The following is a 17,599-nucleotide window of genomic DNA, read 5'->3' on the forward strand; positions in this document are numbered from 1 at the left end:
GCACCCCGACCCGTGGCGCCGGGCATCCGCCTTCCAGCACACTGCGGCCTTCGCATTCCCGCCCGGGGCGCCCATGAGCTGGTTCCGCCGCAAGTCCCTCGACACGATCACCCAGCACGAGGAGGGCCGCCGGCTGGTGCCGACCCTGGGCTGGCCGCACCTGGTGGCGCTGGGCATCGGCGGCATCGTCGGCACCGGCATCTACACCCTGATCGGGGTGGGCGCGGACAAGGCCGGGCCGGCGGTGCTGCTGTCGTTCGTCATCGCCGGGGTGGTCTGCGCCTGCGCCGCGCTGGCCTACGCCGAGATGGCGACGATGATGCCGGCCGCCGGCAGCGCCTACACCTACAGCTACGCCGCGCTCGGCGAGACCCTGGCCTGGATCGTGGGCTGGAGCCTGATCCTGGAGTACTCGCTGGTGGTCAGCACGGTGGCGGTGGGCTGGTCGGGCTACTTCAACGGCTTCCTCGAGTGGGTGTTCGCCCAGAGCGGCTGGGACATCCGCCTGCCCGCGGCGCTGGCCGCCGGGCCGCATGCCGGCGGCGTGCTCAATCTGCCGGCGGTGGTGATCACCTTCCTGGTCGCCGGCGCGCTGATCGCCGGCACCCGCGAGAGCGCCACGGTCAACGCGGTGCTGGTGGTGTTCAAGCTGGTGGCGCTGGCGGTGTTCGTGGCGGTGGCCCTGCCGGCGTTCGACAGCGCCAACCTGCAGCCGTTCATGCCCTACGGCTTCCCCAAGGCGCTCGGCGCCGACGGGGTCGAGCGCGGGGTGATGGCAGCGGCGGCGATCATCTTCTTCGCCTTCTACGGCTTCGACGCGATCTCCACCGCGGCCGAGGAGACCAGGGACCCGCACCGCAACCTATCGATCGGGATCGTCGGCTCGATGATCGGCTGCACCCTGATCTACGTGCTGGTGGCGCTGGCCGCGGTGGGCGCGATGAGCTACACCGTGTTCGGCCGCAGCGCCGAGCCGCTGGCGCTGATCCTGCGCGAGCTCGGCCACGGCACCGCCGCGCTGGCGATCGGGATCGTGGCGATCATCGCCCTGCCGACCGTGCTGCTGGCGTTTTTCTACGGCCAGAGCCGGATCTTCTTCGTGATGTCGCGCGACGGCCTGCTGCCGCGCGGGCTGTCGAAGGTCAGCGCGCGCGGCACGCCGGTGGCGATCACCGTGTTCACCGCGGTGCTGGTGGCGGCGCTGGCGGGCGTGGCGCGACTGGACGAGATCGCCGCGCTGGCCAACGCCGGCACCCTGGTGGCGTTCATCGCGGTGTCGGTGTGCCTGCTGGTGCTGCGCCGGCGCGAGCCGGGCCGGGCGCGCGCGTTCCGCACCCCACTGGCCTGGTTCGTGGCGCCGCTGGCGATCGCCGGCTGCGCCTACCTGTTCTGGAGCCTGCCACGCAGCACCCAACTGTACTTCCTGGCCTGGAACGCGGTCGGCTTCGCGATCTACGCGCTGTACGCCCGCCGCAACAGCCTGCTAGGCCGCGCCTCCGGATAGAGGCGCGCCGGCGGATCCTCAGTCCAGCACCCGGCAGAACACCGCCTTGAGGTAGCGCGACTCGGGCACGTTGGCCATGAACGGATGGTCGGCGCCGGCGCCGGCCACCTTCAGCACCTGCACCGTGCGCCCGGCGTAGAACGCGGCCCGGCGCAGCATGTCCAGGAACTGGTCCTCGGCCACCAGTCCGGTGCACGAGAAGGTGGCGAACAGCCCGCCCGGTTTGACCACGCCCAGCGCCAGCTTGTTCATGTCCAGATACTTCTTCAGCGCGGTGATGACCTGGTCGCGATCGCGGGTCATCTTCGCCGGGTCGAGGATCACCGCGTCGTACTGCTCGCCGCGGTTGGCGGCCTCGCGCAGCCACGGGAAGATGTCAGCCTGCACGAACTTCGGCTTGACCCCGTTGAGCCTGGCGTTGCCCTTGGCGATCGCGATCACGTCCTCGTCGATGTCGATGCCGGTGACCTCGGCCGCGCCGCGCGCGGCGGCGTAGACCGCGAAGCCGCCGGTGTTGCAGCACAGGTCGAGCACCCGCTTGCCGGCCACCTGGCGCGAGAACCACTCGCGGTTCTCGCGCTGGTCGGCGAAGAAGCCGGTCTTGTGCGCCCCGGCCGGGTCGGCGCGGAAGCGGATGCCATGTTCGCTGATCACCGCCGGCTCCGGCGCGCCGCCCTCGCTGTAGACCGGGCGGTAGTCGAAGCTCTCCTGCTTCTGCACGTGCTCCTCGGCGAAGCTGTAGATCCGCGCGCCGGGGAAGTGCTCGCGCAGGGCGGCGTAGATCCACTCGCGGTGGCGGTACATGCCGGCGCTGAAGAACTCCACCACCAGCAGGTCGGCATAGCGGTCCACCACCAGCCCGGACAGACCATCGCCCTCGGCGTGGACCACGCGCCAGGCGTCGGAGACCTCGTCCAGCTTCAGCACCTCGCGGCGCAACGCCACCGCCGCGCCGATCCTGCGCACGAACCAGCCGGCGTCGACCTGCACCGCCGGATCGGTCTCCAGGATCCGCAAGGCGATCCGCGAGTGGCCGTTGTAGAAGCCGCGGCCGATGAACTGGCCGTCGACGTCGAACACGTCGACGATCTCGCCCGGCCTGGGCTTCTGCGGCGGCTTGTCGACCAGTTTCTGGAAGATCCAGGGATGGCTGGAACGCCACGCGTTCTTCAGCCGCACGGTGGGGTTTTGGGTAGTCATGCGCCAATTGTACGGGGCCGTCCGGCTTCCCTGTCCCCCGGCTGTCCCGCGCCATACCGCAGGGCACGGCTGCGCGGCGCGCATCGCCCGCCGAAACACGCGACAATGCGGGGGTTTCGCCGCCGCCCGGACCGTCGCGCGCTCCTCGCCAGCCCCCGTCCCGGCCGCCCCCGTCCTGTTCCGTCGATCCGCAAGAGAGCCCCCGCAGACCATGTCGAACACGCCCAAGATCATGTACACCCTCACCGACGAAGCGCCGTTCCTGGCGACCCAGTCGCTGCTGCCCATCGTCCAGGCCTTCGCCGGCACCGCCGGGATCGCGGTCGAGACCCGCGACATCTCGCTGGCCGGGCGGATCCTGTCGCAGTTCCCGGACTACCTGGCGGAAGGGCAGAAGATCGGCGACCACCTGGCCGAGCTGGGCGAGCTGGCGACCCGGCCGGAAGCCAACATCATCAAGCTGCCGAACATCTCGGCCTCGGTGCCGCAGCTGAAGGCCGCGATCAAGGAGCTGCAGGCCCAGGGCTACCCGTTGCCGGACTACCCGGACGCGCCGCAGGACGACAAGCAAAAGGACATCCAGGCCCGCTACGACCGGACCAAGGGCAGCGCGGTCAACCCGGTCCTGCGCGAGGGCAACTCCGACCGCCGCGCGCCGCTGTCGGTGAAGAACTACGCGCGCAAGCACCCGCACCGGATGGGCCCGTGGGGCAAGGATTCGAAGACCCACGTGGCGCACATGGACGCCGGCGACTTCTACGGCAGCGAGCGCTCGGCCACCCTTGCGGATGCCGGCAGCCTGAAGATCGAGCTGGTCCAGGCCGACGGCAAGGTCGTGGTGCTGAAGGAGAAGACCGCGGTCAAGGCCGGCGAGATCGTCGACGCCTCCACGCTCAGCCGCAAGGCGCTGGCGGCCTTCGTCGCCGCCCAGATCGCCGACGCCCGGGCACAGGGCGTGCTGTTCTCGCTGCACCTGAAGGCGACCATGATGAAGGTCTCCGACCCGATCATGTTCGGCGTGGTGGTCGGCGAGTTCTACAAGGACGCGCTCTCGAAGCACGCCGACGCGCTGGCCTCGGTCGGTTTCTCCCCGGACAACGGCATCGGCGACCTGTACGCGCGGATCGCCTCCCTGCCGCAGGCGCAGCAGGACGCGATCAAGGCCGACGTCGAGGCCGCCTACGCGGCCGGCCCGGCGGTGGCGATGGTCAACTCCGACAAGGGCATCACCAACCTGCACGTGCCCAGCGACGTGATCGTCGACGCCTCGATGCCGGCGATGATCCGCGACTCCGGCCGCATGTGGAACGCCGAAGGCAAGCTGCAGGACACCAAGGCGCTGATCCCGGACCGCTGCTACGCCGGCGTGTACCAGGCGGTGATCGAGGACTGCAAGGCGCATGGTGCTTTCGACCCGACCACCATGGGCAGCGTGCCGAACGTGGGCCTGATGGCGCAGAAGGCCGAGGAATACGGCAGCCACGACAAGACCTTCCGGATCCCCGCCGACGGCACCGTGCGCGTCACCGACGCCGCCGGCGCGGTGGTGTTCGAGCATGCCGTCGAGGCCGGCGACATCTGGCGCATGTGCCAGACCAAGGACGCGCCGATCCAGGACTGGGTCAAGCTGGCGGTCACCCGCGCCCGCCTCAGCGGCACCCCGGCGGTGTTCTGGCTGGACAGTGCGCGCGCCCACGACCGCGAGGTGATCGCCAAGGTCGAGACCTACCTGAAGGACCACGACACCGCCGGCCTGGACATCCGCATCCTCTCGCCGGTCGAGGCGACGAAGTTCTCGCTGGAGCGCATCCGCCAGGGCAAGGACACCATCTCGGTGACCGGTAATGTCCTTCGCGACTACCTCACCGACCTGTTCCCGATCCTGGAGCTGGGCACCAGCGCCAAGATGCTGTCGATCGTGCCGCTGATGGCCGGCGGCGGCCTGTTCGAGACCGGCGCCGGCGGCAGCGCGCCCAAGCACGTGCAGCAGTTCCTGGAAGAGGACTACCTGCGCTGGGATTCGCTGGGCGAGTTCCTGGCCCTGGCCGCCTCGCTGGAGCACCTGGCCGAGCAGACCGGCAATGCCAGCGCCGCGGTGCTGGCCGCCGCGCTGGACCAGGCCAACGGCCTGATCCTGGACAACAACCGCTCCCCGGCGCGCAAGGTCGGCGAACTGGACAACCGCGGCAGCCACTTCTACCTGGCCCTGTACTGGGCGCAGGCGCTGGCCGCGCAGGACCGCGATGCGGGCCTGAAGGCCAGGTTCGCGCCGCTGGCCCAGGCGCTGTCGGAGAACGAGGGCAAGATCGTCGGCGAGCTCAACGGCGCCCAGGGCAAGGCCGTGGACATCGGCGGCTACTACCATCCGGACCTGGCCAAGGCCGGCCCGGCGATGCGTCCGTCGGCGACCTTCAACGCGGCGCTGGCCGCGCTGTAAGGTCCGTCCGCATCGCAAGCGCACCGCGAAGCCCGGTCCCGTGCCGGGCTTCGTGTTTCCGGCCGGCGGAGCGTCCCGTGCTCCTGTAGGAGCCGGTCTTGCCGGCGACCGCCATGGTGGAAGCGTCTGCGTGAAACCGGGTGCCAGTGATGCGTCCGCCTCCACGGTCGCCGGCAAGACCGGCTCCTACAAGGGGAAAGGCCGACCAAGCGGGAGCGCCCCGGTGCGGCGCCGCAACCATGCAGCCCTACACCGCCTAAGATCGGCCCATGCCCCAAGCCGACGCCATCGCCGCGCTCATCCGCGAAGCCTTCGACGACTACCACGCCCACTTCGCCGCGGTCAGCCGGCGGGCGAAGCGGCGCTTCGAGACCCGCGACTGGGCCGGCGCGCGCGAGGACGCGGCCGAGCGCCTGGACCTGTACGACCGCTGCATCGGCGAGTGCGGCGCGCACCTGGCCGCGAAGCTCGGCACCCGGGCCCACGACCGCGCCCTATGGGCCGCGGTGCGCGACGCCTATGCCGCCGCGATCGCCGAAGCGATCGACACCGAGCTGTACAAGACCTTCTACAACACCATGACCCGGCGCTTCTTCCGCACCCGCGGGGTGGACCCGGCGATCGAGTTCGTGGCCTTGGACATCGAGCCGACCGACGCGATCACCCGCCCGGTGGCGCGGCACGCCTACGCCGTGTCCGGGACCCGGCCCACCGACGCCTTCGTGCGGGTGCTGGAGAACCAGCGCTTCGACGCGCCCTGGGCGCACCGCACCCGCTGCGCGGCGGCCATTGCAGTCCGCCTGCAGGACGACCTGGCCCACTGGGGCGGGCACCCGGTGCGCGGGATCGAGCTGCTGGACACGGTGTTCTACCGCGAGCGCCGCGCCTACCTGGTCGGCCGGGTGTTCGGCGAGCACCGCTTCTCGCCCTGCGTGATCGCCCTGGTCCACGGCGAGGACGGGATCCGCGCCGAGGCGGTGCTGACCCGGCGCGCCGACGTGGCCCAGCTGTTCGGGATCTCGCGCAGCTATTTCCAGGCCGACCTGCCGACGGTCGGCGACGCGGTGGTGTTCCTGCGCACGCTGCTGCCACACAAACCGGTGGACGAGCTGTACACCGTGCTCGGCCGCGCCAAGCAGGGCAAGACCGAGCGCTACCGCAGCTTCTTCCGCCATTTCCACACCCACCCGGAGGAGCGCCTGGTGCGCGCCGAGGGCACCCCGGGCATGGTCATGGCGGTGTTCACCCTGCCTGGGCAGCCGCTGGTGTTCAAGGTGATCCGCGACCGCTTCGCCTGGCCGAAGAAGACCACCCGCGAGGAGGTGGAGGCCCAGTACGAACGCGTGTTCCGCCTGGACCGGGTGGGCCGGCTGCTGGACGCGCAGCCGTTCCGGCACCTGCGCTTCCCGCGCGCGCGCTTCGAGCCCTCGCTGCTGGCCGAGCTGCGCGAGAGCTGTGCCGCCAGCCTGGCCGAGGATGGCGACGACGTCGTGCTGTCGCTGTGCTACGTCCAGCGCCGGCTGCGGCCGCTGGACCTGTACCTGCGCGAGCAGACCGCCGAGGGCGCGCGCGAGGCGGCTTTGGACTACGGCCAGGCGATCGTCGACCTGGCCCGCAACGACATCTTCCCCGGCGACATGCTGCTGAAGAACTTCGGCGTCTCGCGCCACCGCCGGGTGGTGTTCTACGACTACGACGAGGTTCGCGCGGTCTCGGAGCTGCAGTTCCGCGACTGGCCCAAGGCGACCAGCCACGAGGAGCTGATGGCGGACGAGCCCTGGTTCCACGTCGGCCCGGACGACGTGTTCCCGGAGCGGTTCGCGCTGTTCATGGGCCTGCCCGCGCCGCTGGCGGCGGCGCTGAAGACCGTGCACGGCCAGCTGTTCCGGCCGCAGTGGTGGCGCGAGCTGCAGGCCCGGCTGGGTGACGGCGACTGGCCGGACACACCGCCGTATCCGGATGCGCTGAAACTGGCGTAGGGCACCTCTCCTCTTGCAGGAGCCGGCCGGCCGCGGAGCGCATGCTAGGCTCGCCGCTCCTTTCCGAAGTGGAGTCCCGGCCATGATCCGTACCCCGCTGTCCCGCGCCTGCATGCTCGCCGTCGGCCTGGCGCTCGCCGCACCGCTGGCGCAGGCGGTCAAGCCCGCCGACACCGCCACGCTGCCGGCGCCCGACGCCGCTCTGCAGGCGGCCATCGACAACGGCAGCCGCGATCCGGCCAACGTCGCCCGCGACGTCCATCGCCATCCGGGCCAGACCCTGGCCTTCTTCGGCATCCGCCCGGACCAGACCGTGGTCGAGATCACCCCCGGCGGCGGCTGGTACGCGGAGATCCTGGCGCCGTACCTGAAGGCCAACGGCCACTACGTGGCCGCGGTGGTCGATCCGCAGGCGGTGGCCGAAGGCCGCGGCCGCGACTACCAGCAGCGCTCGAAGGACGGGCTGGAGAAGAAGTTCGCCGGCGCGCCCGCGCAGTTCGACCGGGCGCACGTGGTCGCCTACGACCCGGCTGCGCCTTCGTTCGGCCCGGCCGGATCGGCGGACCTGGTGCTGACCTTCCGCAACGTCCACAACTGGCGCCAGGCCGGCCAGGCGGAGGGCATGTTCAAGGGTTTCTTCGAGGTGCTCAAGCCCGGCGGCGTGCTTGGCGTGGTCGAGCACCGGGCCAGGGCCGACGTCGCGGCGGACGACAAGAGCGGCTACGTCGGCCAGGACCAGGTGATCGCGCTGGCCCGCGCGGCCGGCTTCGAGCTGGCCGGCAGCAGCGAGGTCAACGCCAACCCGCGCGACACCAAGGACCACCCCAACGGGGTCTGGACCTTGCCGCCGTCCAACAACCATCCGGAAGCGGACCGGGCCAAGTACCAGGCCATCGGCGAGAGCGACCGCATGACCCTGCGCTTCGTGAAGCCGCGCCAGGAATGACCGGCGTTACCGGAGAGCTCCCGATGTACGGACTGATCGGCAAGATCCGCACCCAGCCGGGCCAGCGCGCCGCGCTGGCCGCGATCCTGCTCGAGGGCACCGCGGCCATGCCCGGCTGCCTGTCCTACGTGGTGGCCGAGGATCCGGCCGATGCCGACGCGCTATGGATCACCGAGGCCTGGGACAGCGCCACCAGCCACCAGGCCTCGCTGGCGTTGCCGGCGGTGCAGGCGGCGATCGCGAAGGGCCGTCTGCTGATCGCCGGCTTCGAGTCGCGGGTGGAGACGCGTCCGCTCGGCGGCCACGGCCTGGCCGCGGCTTGAGCCGGGCGACACGTCCAGGCCGCGCATGCTGGTCGCGTTCAACAAGCCCTACGGGGTGCTGTGCCAGTTCACCGACCGCAGCATCCCGGCGCGGCCGACCCTCGCCGGCTTCGGCCTGCCGCCCGGGGTGTATCCGGCCGGACGCCTGGACCACGACAGCGAGGGCCTGCTGCTGCTCACCGACGACGGCGGGCTGGCGCACCGGCTGACCGATCCGCGGCACAAGCAGCCCAAGACCTACCAGGTGCAGGTGGAAGGCGAGCCGCGCGAGGAGCAGCTGCAGGCGCTGCGCCGGGGCGTGGTGCTCAACGACGGCCCGACCCGGCCGGCGCAGGTGCGGCGGCTGGATCCTGCGCCCGAGTTCTGGCCGCGCGATCCGCCGGTGCGCTACCGCAAGACCGTGCCCGACGCCTGGCTGGAAATCACCCTTGGTGAAGGCCGCAACCGCCAGGTGCGGCGGATGACCGCGGCGGTGGGCCTGCCCACGCTGCGGCTGGTGCGGGTGGCGATCGGCGGCTGGCGCCTGGATGCGCTGGGCGAGGCGGGCCAGCCCTGGCTCGCGCCTGGGCAATGGCGGCAGCTGTTGTAGGAGCCGGTCTTGCCGGCGACCGCCATGCGGATACGTCTGCGTGAAACCGGCTGCCAGTGATGCATCCGCCTCCACGGTCGCCGGCAAGACCGGCTCCTACAACGGAAGCGCTGCCCGGGTCACGCCTCTGGCGCGGCGCCACGGCGGCTGCGGGTGGCGCGGGCGCGGGTGGCGGCATTGCCGCTGCCCTGGCGGGAGGCGCCGATCCGGCGCGATTCGCCCTCGATCGGCGCGGACCCCTGCTGCTCGCGGCGTTTGCGGTACAGCACGTAGGCCAGCACGCCGGCGCCGACCACCGCGGCCGCGGCGGCCACCGCCACCGGGTTGCGGCGCACGACCTTGGTCGCGACCTTGACTCCGGTCCGCGCCGCGCCCAGCGCGGCTCCGGTCTTGATCCACTGCTCGGCGCCGTGGCCGGCGTGGCGCAGGCTCGAACCGGCGTGGCGGCCGGCCTGGCGCAATCCAGCCCCGGCCTGCTCGGCCAGTTCCAGAGCGCGGTCGGTGATGATGGTCAGCTTGCTCATGGACATCCCCGTGGAGGAAGTGGGAAACGCCGCCAGTGTCGGCGACGGCCTGTCGACGATACGTCAGCGGCGACGGACGCGGGCCGAGGCCGTGCGGGGGCGACGGCGGCGGTTCATGGGACCGTCATCCCGGCGCACGCCGGGATCCAGTACTTTCGATAACGGCGTAAGCAACGGTGACGGTGACGGAAAGCCGCTGGGTCGCGGCGTACGCCGCGACGACGGAACGGGACGATGGCTCACGTCCCCCGCGGCTTGGCCCTGTGGGTCGCGGTGGCGCTCCAGGGATCGTCCGGCCACGGATGCCTGGGGTAGCGTCCCTTCATCTCCTTGCGCACCTCCGGATAGGTGCGGTCCCAGAAGCTGCGCAGGTCGCGGGTCACCTGCAGGGGCTTGCCGCCGGGGGAGAGCAGGTGCAGGGTCAGCGGCACCCGGCCGTCGGCGATCGCCGGGGTGTCGGCCAGGCCGAACAGTTCCTGCAGCTTGACCGCCAGCACCGGCGGCTGCGGCCGGCCCTCGGGGTCGAGGCCGTATTCGATCCGCCGCTCCATGCCCGAGGGCACCGCGATCCGCACCGGCGCCAGGCGGTCGAGCTGCTGGCGCGCGCTCCAGTCCAGCGGCGACTTCAGCGCCTCGCCCAGCTCGTCCTCGGTCAGCGCGTCCAGCCGGGTCTTGCCGGCGAACGCCGGGCGCAGCCAGGCGTCCAGGGTGGCCGCCAGGGCGGCGTCGGCCAGGTCGGGCAGGTCCAGTTCCGGCATCCAGGCACGTAGCGACACCGCCCGCGCCTGCCACTGCCGCAGGCCTTCGGTCCATGGCAGGGCGTCCAGGCCCAGCTCGCGCACGGCCTCGGTCAGCGCCTGCGCGGCCATCGCCGGATCGACCCGGCCGGCCGGGCGGCTGTCGAGCACGATCCGGTCGAAGCGCGACTCGCGCCGTGCCACCAGCGCGCGCTTGCCGGGGTCCCAGACCGCGCCCTCCTGCTCGACGAAGCGTTCCGGGAAGTCGGCGCGCAGGCGCGCCTCGTCCACCGGCGCGGCGCGCAGCAGCAGGGCGTCGCCGCGCGGTTCGAAGCGCAGTTCGCTGGCCACCAGCCAGGGCTCGCCGCGCAGGGCGCTGTCCTCGAACAGCCGCACCATGCGGCCGTTGGCCAGCTGGTAGCGCAGGGGGTCGGCGGCATGCCGGGCCGCGATCCGGTCGGGGAAGGCATGAGCGAGCAGGTCGCCCAGTTCGTGCGCCTCGATCTGCGCCGGCGGCCCGGCCTCGCAGCGCAGGCGGCGGCGCCACTGCTTCGCCGCGGCATCGATCGCGGCCAGGGCCGAGCGGCTGCCGTCGTGCGGCATGCGCCCGCCGCGGAACGCAGCCAGCGCGCGCCAACGCTCGGCCAGGGCGTCGCTGCGGCTGCGCAGGGGATCGCGGGCCTCGATCAGCGCAGCCAGGTCGGCCGCCAGCGCCTGTCCGCGCGGATCGCGTGCGGCCAGTAGCAGGGCGGCCAGCCGCGGATGGGTGCCGAGGCCAAGCATGCGCCGGCCCAGGGCGGTGATGCCGCCGCCGGCCGACAGCGCGCCCAGCCTTTGCAGCAGCTCTCGCGCGGCCGCCAGCGCGCCCGGCGGCGGCGGATCGACGAAGCGCAGGGCGTCGCTGCCCCAGGCCGCCAGCTCCAGCGCCAGCCCGGCCAGTTCGACCTGGGCGATCTCCGGCCGGCGCTGCGCTTCCAGCCTTTGCGACTCCGGCCACAGCCGCCAGGCCCAGCCCTCGGCGACGCGGCCGGCGCGACCGGCGCGCTGGTCGGCCGAGGCCTGCGAGATCGCCACCGCATCCAGCCGCGAGAAGCCGCTGTTGGGATCGAAGCGCGGCTCGCGCGCCAGGCCGCTGTCGATCACCACCCGCACGCCGGGCAGGGTGACCGAGGATTCGGCGACGTTGGTCGCCAGCACCACCCGGCGGCGGCCATCGGGCGCCGGCTGCAGCACCCGCGACTGCTGCTCCACCGGCAGCTCGCCGTGCAGGGCCAGGATCTCGACCGCGGCGGGCAGCACGGCGGATTCGAGCGCGGCCTGCACCCGCGCGATCTCGCGCTGGCCGGGCAGGAACACCAGCACGTCGCCCGGGTGCCGGGCCAGCGCCTCCTCGACCGCGCGCCGGGCCTGGGCTTCCAGCGACTCCTCGCGCCGCGCCGGGAAGTGCGCGACCTGCACCGGGAAGCTGCGGCCCTCGCTCGACAGCCGCGGCGCATCGAGGAAGCGCGCCAGGCGCTCGCCGTCGAGGGTGGCCGACATCGCCACGATCCGCAGGTCCTCGCGCAGCTGCGCCTGCACGTCCAGGGCCAGGGCCAGGCCGAGGTCGGCGGCCAGGTGGCGCTCGTGGAATTCGTCGAACAGCAGGGCGCCGACACCATCGGGCCGGTCGCCGCCCAGCTCGGGATCGTCCTGGATCATCCGGGTGAGGATGCCCTCGGTGACCACCTCGATCCGGGTTCGCGCCGACACCCGGTTCTCGAAGCGGATGCGGTAGCCGACGGTGCCGCCGACCTCCTCGCCCAGCTGCCGGGCCATGAACCCGGCCGCGCTGCGCGCCGCGACCCGGCGCGGCTCCAGCATCACGATCCTGCGGCCCTGCAGCCACGGCGCGTCGAGCAGGGCCAGCGGCACCTGGGTGGTCTTGCCGGCGCCGGGCGGGGCCTCCAGCACCAGCCGCGGATGCGCGGCCAGGCTGTCGCGGACCGCCGGCAGCAAGGGGGTGATCGGGAAAACGGGGTGGTCCATCGGCAAAGGATACGGGCTGGCCTCCGTGCGGGAGCCGGCTCCTACAATAGGGGTTCTTCCATTGCTTCCCGCAGCGCATGCACCTGATCGACATCGGCGCCAACCTCACCCACGACAGCTTCGACCGCGACCGCGACGCGGTCCTGGCCCGCGCCCGCGAGGCCGGGGTAGCGCGGATGGTGGTCACCGGCGCCAGCCGCGAGCATTCGCCGCTGGCCTTGCGACTGGCGCAGGCGCATCCGGGCGTGCTCTACGCCACCGCCGGGGTGCACCCGCACCACGCGGTCGAATACACCGAGGAATGCGACGCCGAAATGCGCGCGCTGCACGCGCACCCGGAAGTGGTGGCGGTGGGCGAGTGCGGGCTGGACTACTTCCGGGACTTCTCGCCGCGCCCGGCCCAGCGCAAGGCATTCGAGCGCCAGCTGCAGATCGGCGCGGACCTGGCGGCGGCCGGCAACCCCAAGCCGCTGTTCCTGCACCAGCGCGACGCCCACGCCGACTTCATGGCGGTGATGAAGGACTTCGAGGGCCGGACCGGGCCGGCGGTGGTGCACTGCTTCACCGGCACCCGCGAGGAGCTGTTCGACTACCTCGACCGGGACTGGCATATCGGCATCACCGGCTGGCTGTGCGACGAGCGCCGCGGCGCGCACCTGCGCGAGCTGGTGAAGAACATCCCGGCGAACCGGCTGATGGTGGAGACCGACGCCCCCTACCTGCTGCCGCGCACCCTGAAGCCGATGCCCAAGGACCGCCGCAACGAGCCGGCGTTCCTGCCGCACATCGTCGCCGAGCTGGCCCGCGACCGCGGCGAGGCGATGGAGACCGCCGCGGCCGCCTCGACGGCGGCGGCGGCGGCGTTCTTCCGCTTGCCCGGCGTGCAGGCCTGAGCCGTCAGTCCAGGGCCGGCGCGGGGCCTTCGGCCACCAGCACGGCGGCATCGTCGTTGCGCGTCTGCAGCACCACCCAGACCACGCCGTCGGCGCGGCGGATGGCGTAGGTGTCCACGTCCTTGTCGTACCAGTAGGCGTCCTGCAGGTCGTCGAACTCCTGGCGGAAGTCGTCCAGCGCCTTCTCGTTGGCCGTGTAGAAGTCGCGGTCGTAGCTGCGCTCGCTCACGCGCACGCCGCCCAGGGCCTCGATCTGCTGGCGCAGGCCCTTGGCCAGTTCGAACCTGGAGAAGGTCTTACCGTCGGCGTTGTCGATGCCGTCGCTGAAGACCTTGCCTTCCACCCACAGCAGCTGGCCGCCGGTCCACACCGGGATCCGCGCCAGGTCCTTGGTCCGCCGCTCCAGGCGGTCGGCATCGTCGAATTCGTAGCCCGCCGGCGGCGCGAGGTACGGCCAGGCGGGCAGGGCGGCGGTGCTGACCGGGATCGCGGCGAGGTCGAAGCGGGCGCCGGGGGCCGCGGCGGCGGGGGCGGCCGGTTCGGCCGCCGCGGGGGCAGGCGCGGCAGGCTCGGCGGGGGCGGCCGCGACCGGTTCGGCGGCGGCCGGGGCCGCGTCTTCCTGCTTCTTGCATCCGCCCAGCAGGGCGATCGTCACACCGAGGGCCAACAGGGTCCTGCTCGTTTCCATGCATCCATACTCCGTGTCCAGGGAAGGCGAGTGTAGCCAAGCTGGTGTAGGCGGCGATGACGGACCCGGCTTCAGTCGCTGGTACGGGCGGATTCGTAGGCCTGCAGGTGGACCCAGGCCGCTTCCAGGCGCGGTACCTGCAGGCCGGCGCGATGGGCGCGATGGACCATGTCGCCGACGATCTGCAGGGCCTCGACCCTGAGCCCGGCCTGCAGGTCGCGCAGCATCGAGGCGGTGACCGGCGAGCCGGAGCGGGTCAGGCCGGAGCGGGCGGTGCGGGCCTCGTCTTCCGGCACCGGGTGGCCCTCGGCGGCGGCCACCGCCAGGCATTCGGCGTGCAGCGCGGCCATGAACGCTTCGCCGCCCTCGGCGGCGACAATCGCGCCGACGCTGGCGCGCATCAGGCAGGTGCCGGCCGCCAAAGCGGCCAGGAAGCTGTACTTGATCCACTGCGCGGCGGCGATGTCCGGCGCGTACAGGTGGTCGACGCCGGCCTGCGCGTACGCGGCGGCCAGCCGCGCCAGCACGCCACCGTCCGCGTTGCCCTCGCGCAGGCCGAAGGTGATCGAGGCCGGCCGGCCCAGGTGCAGGACCTCGCCGTCCGCGCCGAGGGTGGCGCCGATGAAGCACAGTCCGCCGGGCACGCGCTCGCGGCCGAAGCGCGCATCGAGCGCGTCGTAATGCAAAAGCCCGTTGAGGATCGGCAGTACCGCGGTGTTCGCGCCGACCGCCGGCGCGACCGATTCGATCGCGCTGTCCAGGTCGTAGGCCTTGCACGCCAGCAGGACCAGGTCGAACGGCCTCGCCGCGGCCAGTGCCGGCAGGTCCTGCGCCGTGACCGTGGCCACGTCCAGGTCGGCATCGCCCAGCGGGCTGCGGATGCGCAGGCCGCGTTCGGCCAGCAGGGCCGCGCGCGCCGGGCGGACCAGGAAGGTGACGTCGGCGCCGGCCTGGGCCAGGCGCCCGCCGAAGTAGCCGCCGGTGCCGCCGGCGCCCAGGACCAGGATCCGCATCGCCTCTCCTCCCTCGCTCGCGCGGCCCGGTCTCAGCTGCGCAGGCCCACGCCGCGTCGCAACAGCCACAGGGCCAGCGCCGTCAGCGCGGCGACGAAGGCCAGCATCAGCGTGTAGGCCACCCACACCGGCACGTCGCTGCTGCCGAGCAGGCCGTAGCGGAAGGCGTTGACCATGTAGAAGATCGGGTTGGCGTGGGTCGCCGCCTCGGCCCAGGCCGGCAGCAGGGTCACCGAATAGAACACGCCGCCCAGGTAGGTCAGCGGGGTGAGGATGAAGGTCGGCACGATCGCGACGTCGTCGAACTTCTTGGCGTAGACCGCGTTGACGAAGCCGGCCAGGGAGAAGATGGTCGCGCCCAGCAGGACCGTGGTCAGGGTCACCAGCGGATGCGGGATCCGCACCTGGGTGAAGAACATGGCGATGCCCAGCACGATCGCGCCGACCATCAGCCCGCGCAGCACCGCGCCGGCGACGTAGCCGCCCAGGATCACCCAGTTGGGCATCGGGCTGACCAGCAGCTCCTCGACGTGGCGGCCGAACTTGGCGCCGAAGAACGAGGAGGAGATGTTGCCGTAGCTGTTCTGGATCACGCTCATCATCACCAGCCCGGGGACGATGAACTCCATGTAGGTGTAGCCGCCCATGTCGCCGATCTTCGAACCGATCAGGCCGCCGAAGATCAGGAAGTACAGGGTCATGGTGATCGCCGGCGGCACCAGGGTCTGGCCCCAGATGCGCAGGATCCGCTGCACCTCGCGCCTGACGATGGTGCCCAGGGCGATCAGGTTGCGCCGGGTGTCGGTGGTTTCGACGGCCGGATGGGCGGTGGCGACGTCCTGCTTCATGCGGCCTCCCTCTGCGAGCCGGTCAGGCGCACGAACAGTTCCTCCAGGCGGTTGCTCTTGGTCCGCATCGAGCGCACCCGGATGCCGGCCGCTTCCAGCGCGGCGAACACCCGGTTGAGGTCCATCGCCCGCGGCATGTCCAGGTCCAGGGTGTGGCCGTCGACCGCGGTCAGCACCGTGCCCTCGATCGCCGGCAGCCGCGCCGGCAGTTCACCGTCGATGTCGAACAGGAAGCCTTCCACGTCGAGCTTGGCCAGCAAGGCGCGCATCGGCCCCTGCTCGACGATCGTGCCGCGGTCGATGATCGCCAGGTTGCGGCACAGGCTCTCGGCTTCCTCGAGGTAGTGGGTGGTCAGGATGATCGTGGTGCCGGCGGCGTTGATCTCCTTGAGCACCTTCCACATGTCGCGGCGGATCTCGATGTCGACGCCGGCGGTGGGCTCGTCCAGGATCAGCAGGCGCGGGCGGGTCATCATCGCCCGGGCGATCATCAGCCGCCGCTTCATGCCGCCGGACAGGGTGCGGCTCATCACCTGCGCCTTCTCCCACAGATGGGCGCGGCGCAGCTCGGCCTCGGCGCGTACCTGGGCCTGCTCGCGCGGGATGCCGTAGAAGCCGGCGTAGTTGACCAGGATGTCGTAGGGCTTCTCGAACAGGTTGAAGTTGATCTCCTGCGGCACCAGCCCGACCAGGCGCATGGCCTGGCTGCGGTGCGCGACCAGGTCGGTGCCGAACACCTGCACCTGGCCCTCGCTGAGGTTGACCAGCGAGCTGACGATGCCGATCAGGGTCGACTTGCCGGCGCCGTTGGGGCCGAGCAGGGCGAAGAAGTCGCCGGGGGCGACGTCCAGGGAGACGCCCTTGAGCGCCTGCACGCCGTTGTCGTAGGTCTTGCGCAGGTCGCGCACGCGCAATGCGGGCGCGGCTGCCTCGGGGGAAGTCGGGGTCATGGGGCCTTCGCCGGGTGCCGGCGCCTGCTCGGAAGCTGCGGCTATTATAGGTCGCCGCCGGGCGTGGACCCGGCTACAGACTGTTGCGAAAACCGCCATCGTGCCCGTCCAGTTCCCGCTTCGCCTCGTCGACCGCCGCATGCTGGCGCCCTCCATCGGCCACTACGTGCTGGCGCGCGACGACGGCCAGCCGCTGGATTTCGTGCCCGGGCAGTTCATCCAGGTGCACTTCGACTACGCCGACGGCACCCCGGCGCGGCGCAGCTATTCGCTGGCCACCATCCACGACCACGCCCTGGGCCCGGGCGAGGCGGTGGAGATCGCGGTCAGCCACGTGCCCGGCGGCGCGGCCACCGCGTTGTTTGAGGGCCTGGAGGTCGGCGGCCGGGTCAACGCCAGCGGTCCCTACGGGCGCTTCTGCCTGCAGCCGGGCGACCGCAACCGCCGCTACCTGCTGATCGCCACCGGCACCGGCGTGACTCCGTACCGCTCGATGCTGCCGGTGCTGGCGCAGCAGATCGCCGCGCGCGGGATCGAGGTGCTCTTGCTGTGCGGCGCGCGCAACTCGGCCGAGCTGCTGTACGCCGACGACTTCCGCGCCTTCGCCGCGGCCCATCCGCAGTTCCGCTACGTGCCCTGCCTGTCGCGCGAGCAGCCGCCCGCCGGTTCGGCCCATGCCGATGCGCGCCACGGCTACGTGCAGCAGCAGCTGGCCGAATTCGCGCCCGACCCGGCCGGCGACATCGCCTACCTGTGCGGCAATCCGGACATGGTCGACGCCTGCTTCGAGGCGCTGAAGGCGGCGGGGCTGGGGATGGCGCAGATCCGGCGCGAGAAGTACGTCAGCAACAAGTAGGGCTCGCGCCGCGCGCCGCGTCTCTCCCTGTAAAGGCTGCTTGACAGCCTGCCAAGCCCCGATCTATCTTCCCTGTCAAGCTCACTT

General features: G+C 71.8%; 15 protein-coding genes. 8 read left to right on the forward strand and 7 right to left on the reverse strand.

Features of this window, described 5'->3' with window-relative positions:
* Nucleotides 1-73 precede the first annotated feature (73 nt).
* Nucleotides 74-1,504 carry an amino acid permease gene (locus CSC62_RS09520; protein ID WP_162405948.1) on the forward strand — a complete coding sequence of 477 codons (1,431 nt, stop codon included), beginning with the start codon at nucleotides 74-76 and terminating at the stop codon, nucleotides 1,502-1,504.
* An 18-nt stretch (nucleotides 1,505-1,522) separates the two neighbouring features.
* Here the strand turns inward: CSC62_RS09520 and CSC62_RS09525 are convergent, their stop codons facing one another.
* On the reverse strand, nucleotides 1,523-2,704 hold the full coding sequence (locus CSC62_RS09525; RefSeq protein WP_162405949.1) for a class I SAM-dependent rRNA methyltransferase: 1,182 nt from the start codon (nucleotides 2,702-2,704) through the stop codon (nucleotides 1,523-1,525).
* A gap of 211 nt (nucleotides 2,705-2,915) precedes the next feature.
* Between CSC62_RS09525 and CSC62_RS09530 the strand changes: the two genes are divergently transcribed.
* From CSC62_RS09530 to CSC62_RS09550, 5 genes are all read left to right on the forward strand, one after another.
* Nucleotides 2,916-5,141 (forward strand): NADP-dependent isocitrate dehydrogenase, encoded by a 2,226-nt coding sequence (locus CSC62_RS09530; protein ID WP_162405950.1) that lies wholly within the window; start codon nucleotides 2,916-2,918, stop codon nucleotides 5,139-5,141.
* A gap of 269 nt (nucleotides 5,142-5,410) precedes the next feature.
* The gene (aceK, locus tag CSC62_RS09535) at nucleotides 5,411-7,120 is read left to right on the forward strand and encodes a bifunctional isocitrate dehydrogenase kinase/phosphatase (protein WP_162405951.1); all 1,710 of its coding nucleotides are present in this window, start codon (nucleotides 5,411-5,413) and stop codon (nucleotides 7,118-7,120) included.
* An 82-nt stretch (nucleotides 7,121-7,202) separates the two neighbouring features.
* Nucleotides 7,203-8,066, forward strand: coding sequence for a class I SAM-dependent methyltransferase (locus CSC62_RS09540; RefSeq protein ID WP_162405952.1), 864 nt, complete (start codon nucleotides 7,203-7,205; stop codon nucleotides 8,064-8,066).
* A 23-nt stretch (nucleotides 8,067-8,089) separates the two neighbouring features.
* The gene (locus CSC62_RS09545; protein ID WP_162405953.1) at nucleotides 8,090-8,389 is read left to right on the forward strand and encodes a putative quinol monooxygenase; all 300 of its coding nucleotides are present in this window, start codon (nucleotides 8,090-8,092) and stop codon (nucleotides 8,387-8,389) included.
* A 25-nt stretch (nucleotides 8,390-8,414) separates the two neighbouring features.
* Nucleotides 8,415-8,978, forward strand: a complete 564-nt coding sequence (locus tag CSC62_RS09550; protein ID WP_162405954.1) for a pseudouridine synthase — start codon at nucleotides 8,415-8,417, stop codon at nucleotides 8,976-8,978.
* A gap of 119 nt (nucleotides 8,979-9,097) precedes the next feature.
* Here CSC62_RS09550 and CSC62_RS09555 read toward each other — a convergent pair whose 3' ends face one another.
* On the reverse strand, nucleotides 9,098-9,502 hold the full coding sequence (locus tag CSC62_RS09555) for a hypothetical protein (protein ID WP_162405955.1): 405 nt from the start codon (nucleotides 9,500-9,502) through the stop codon (nucleotides 9,098-9,100).
* A gap of 239 nt (nucleotides 9,503-9,741) precedes the next feature.
* Nucleotides 9,742-12,264 carry an ATP-dependent helicase HrpB gene (gene hrpB / locus CSC62_RS09560; RefSeq protein WP_162405956.1) on the reverse strand — a complete coding sequence of 841 codons (2,523 nt, stop codon included), beginning with the start codon at nucleotides 12,262-12,264 and terminating at the stop codon, nucleotides 9,742-9,744.
* A 77-nt stretch (nucleotides 12,265-12,341) separates the two neighbouring features.
* Between hrpB and CSC62_RS09565 the strand changes: the two genes are divergently transcribed.
* Nucleotides 12,342-13,157: a TatD family hydrolase gene (locus CSC62_RS09565; protein WP_162405957.1), complete on the forward strand. Its 816-nt coding sequence runs from the start codon at nucleotides 12,342-12,344 to the stop codon at nucleotides 13,155-13,157.
* A 4-nt stretch (nucleotides 13,158-13,161) separates the two neighbouring features.
* On the opposite strand, the gene CSC62_RS09570 is transcribed toward CSC62_RS09565, so the two are convergent.
* The 4 genes from CSC62_RS09570 to CSC62_RS09585 form a co-directional block, all read right to left on the reverse strand.
* The gene (locus CSC62_RS09570) at nucleotides 13,162-13,845 is read right to left on the reverse strand and encodes a hypothetical protein (protein ID WP_162405958.1); all 684 of its coding nucleotides are present in this window, start codon (nucleotides 13,843-13,845) and stop codon (nucleotides 13,162-13,164) included.
* Between the two features lie 71 nt (nucleotides 13,846-13,916).
* Nucleotides 13,917-14,858 (reverse strand): 2-dehydropantoate 2-reductase, encoded by a 942-nt coding sequence (panE, locus tag CSC62_RS09575; RefSeq protein WP_162405959.1) that lies wholly within the window; start codon nucleotides 14,856-14,858, stop codon nucleotides 13,917-13,919.
* Between the two features lie 32 nt (nucleotides 14,859-14,890).
* On the reverse strand, nucleotides 14,891-15,706 hold the full coding sequence (locus tag CSC62_RS09580) for an ABC transporter permease (RefSeq protein WP_162405960.1): 816 nt from the start codon (nucleotides 15,704-15,706) through the stop codon (nucleotides 14,891-14,893).
* Nucleotides 15,703-16,656, reverse strand: a complete 954-nt coding sequence (locus CSC62_RS09585; RefSeq protein WP_162405961.1) for an ABC transporter ATP-binding protein — start codon at nucleotides 16,654-16,656, stop codon at nucleotides 15,703-15,705. The genes CSC62_RS09580 and CSC62_RS09585 overlap by 4 nt, the downstream gene beginning before the upstream one ends.
* A 100-nt stretch (nucleotides 16,657-16,756) precedes the next feature.
* Between CSC62_RS09585 and CSC62_RS09590 the strand changes: the two genes are divergently transcribed.
* Nucleotides 16,757-17,512: an FAD-binding oxidoreductase gene (locus CSC62_RS09590; protein WP_425502005.1), complete on the forward strand. Its 756-nt coding sequence runs from the start codon at nucleotides 16,757-16,759 to the stop codon at nucleotides 17,510-17,512.
* Nucleotides 17,513-17,599: the final 87 nt, after the last annotated feature.

This window comes from Pseudoxanthomonas jiangsuensis, from assembly GCF_010093185.1.
GTDB classification, from domain to species: Bacteria; Pseudomonadota; Gammaproteobacteria; order Xanthomonadales; family Xanthomonadaceae; genus Pseudoxanthomonas; species Pseudoxanthomonas jiangsuensis.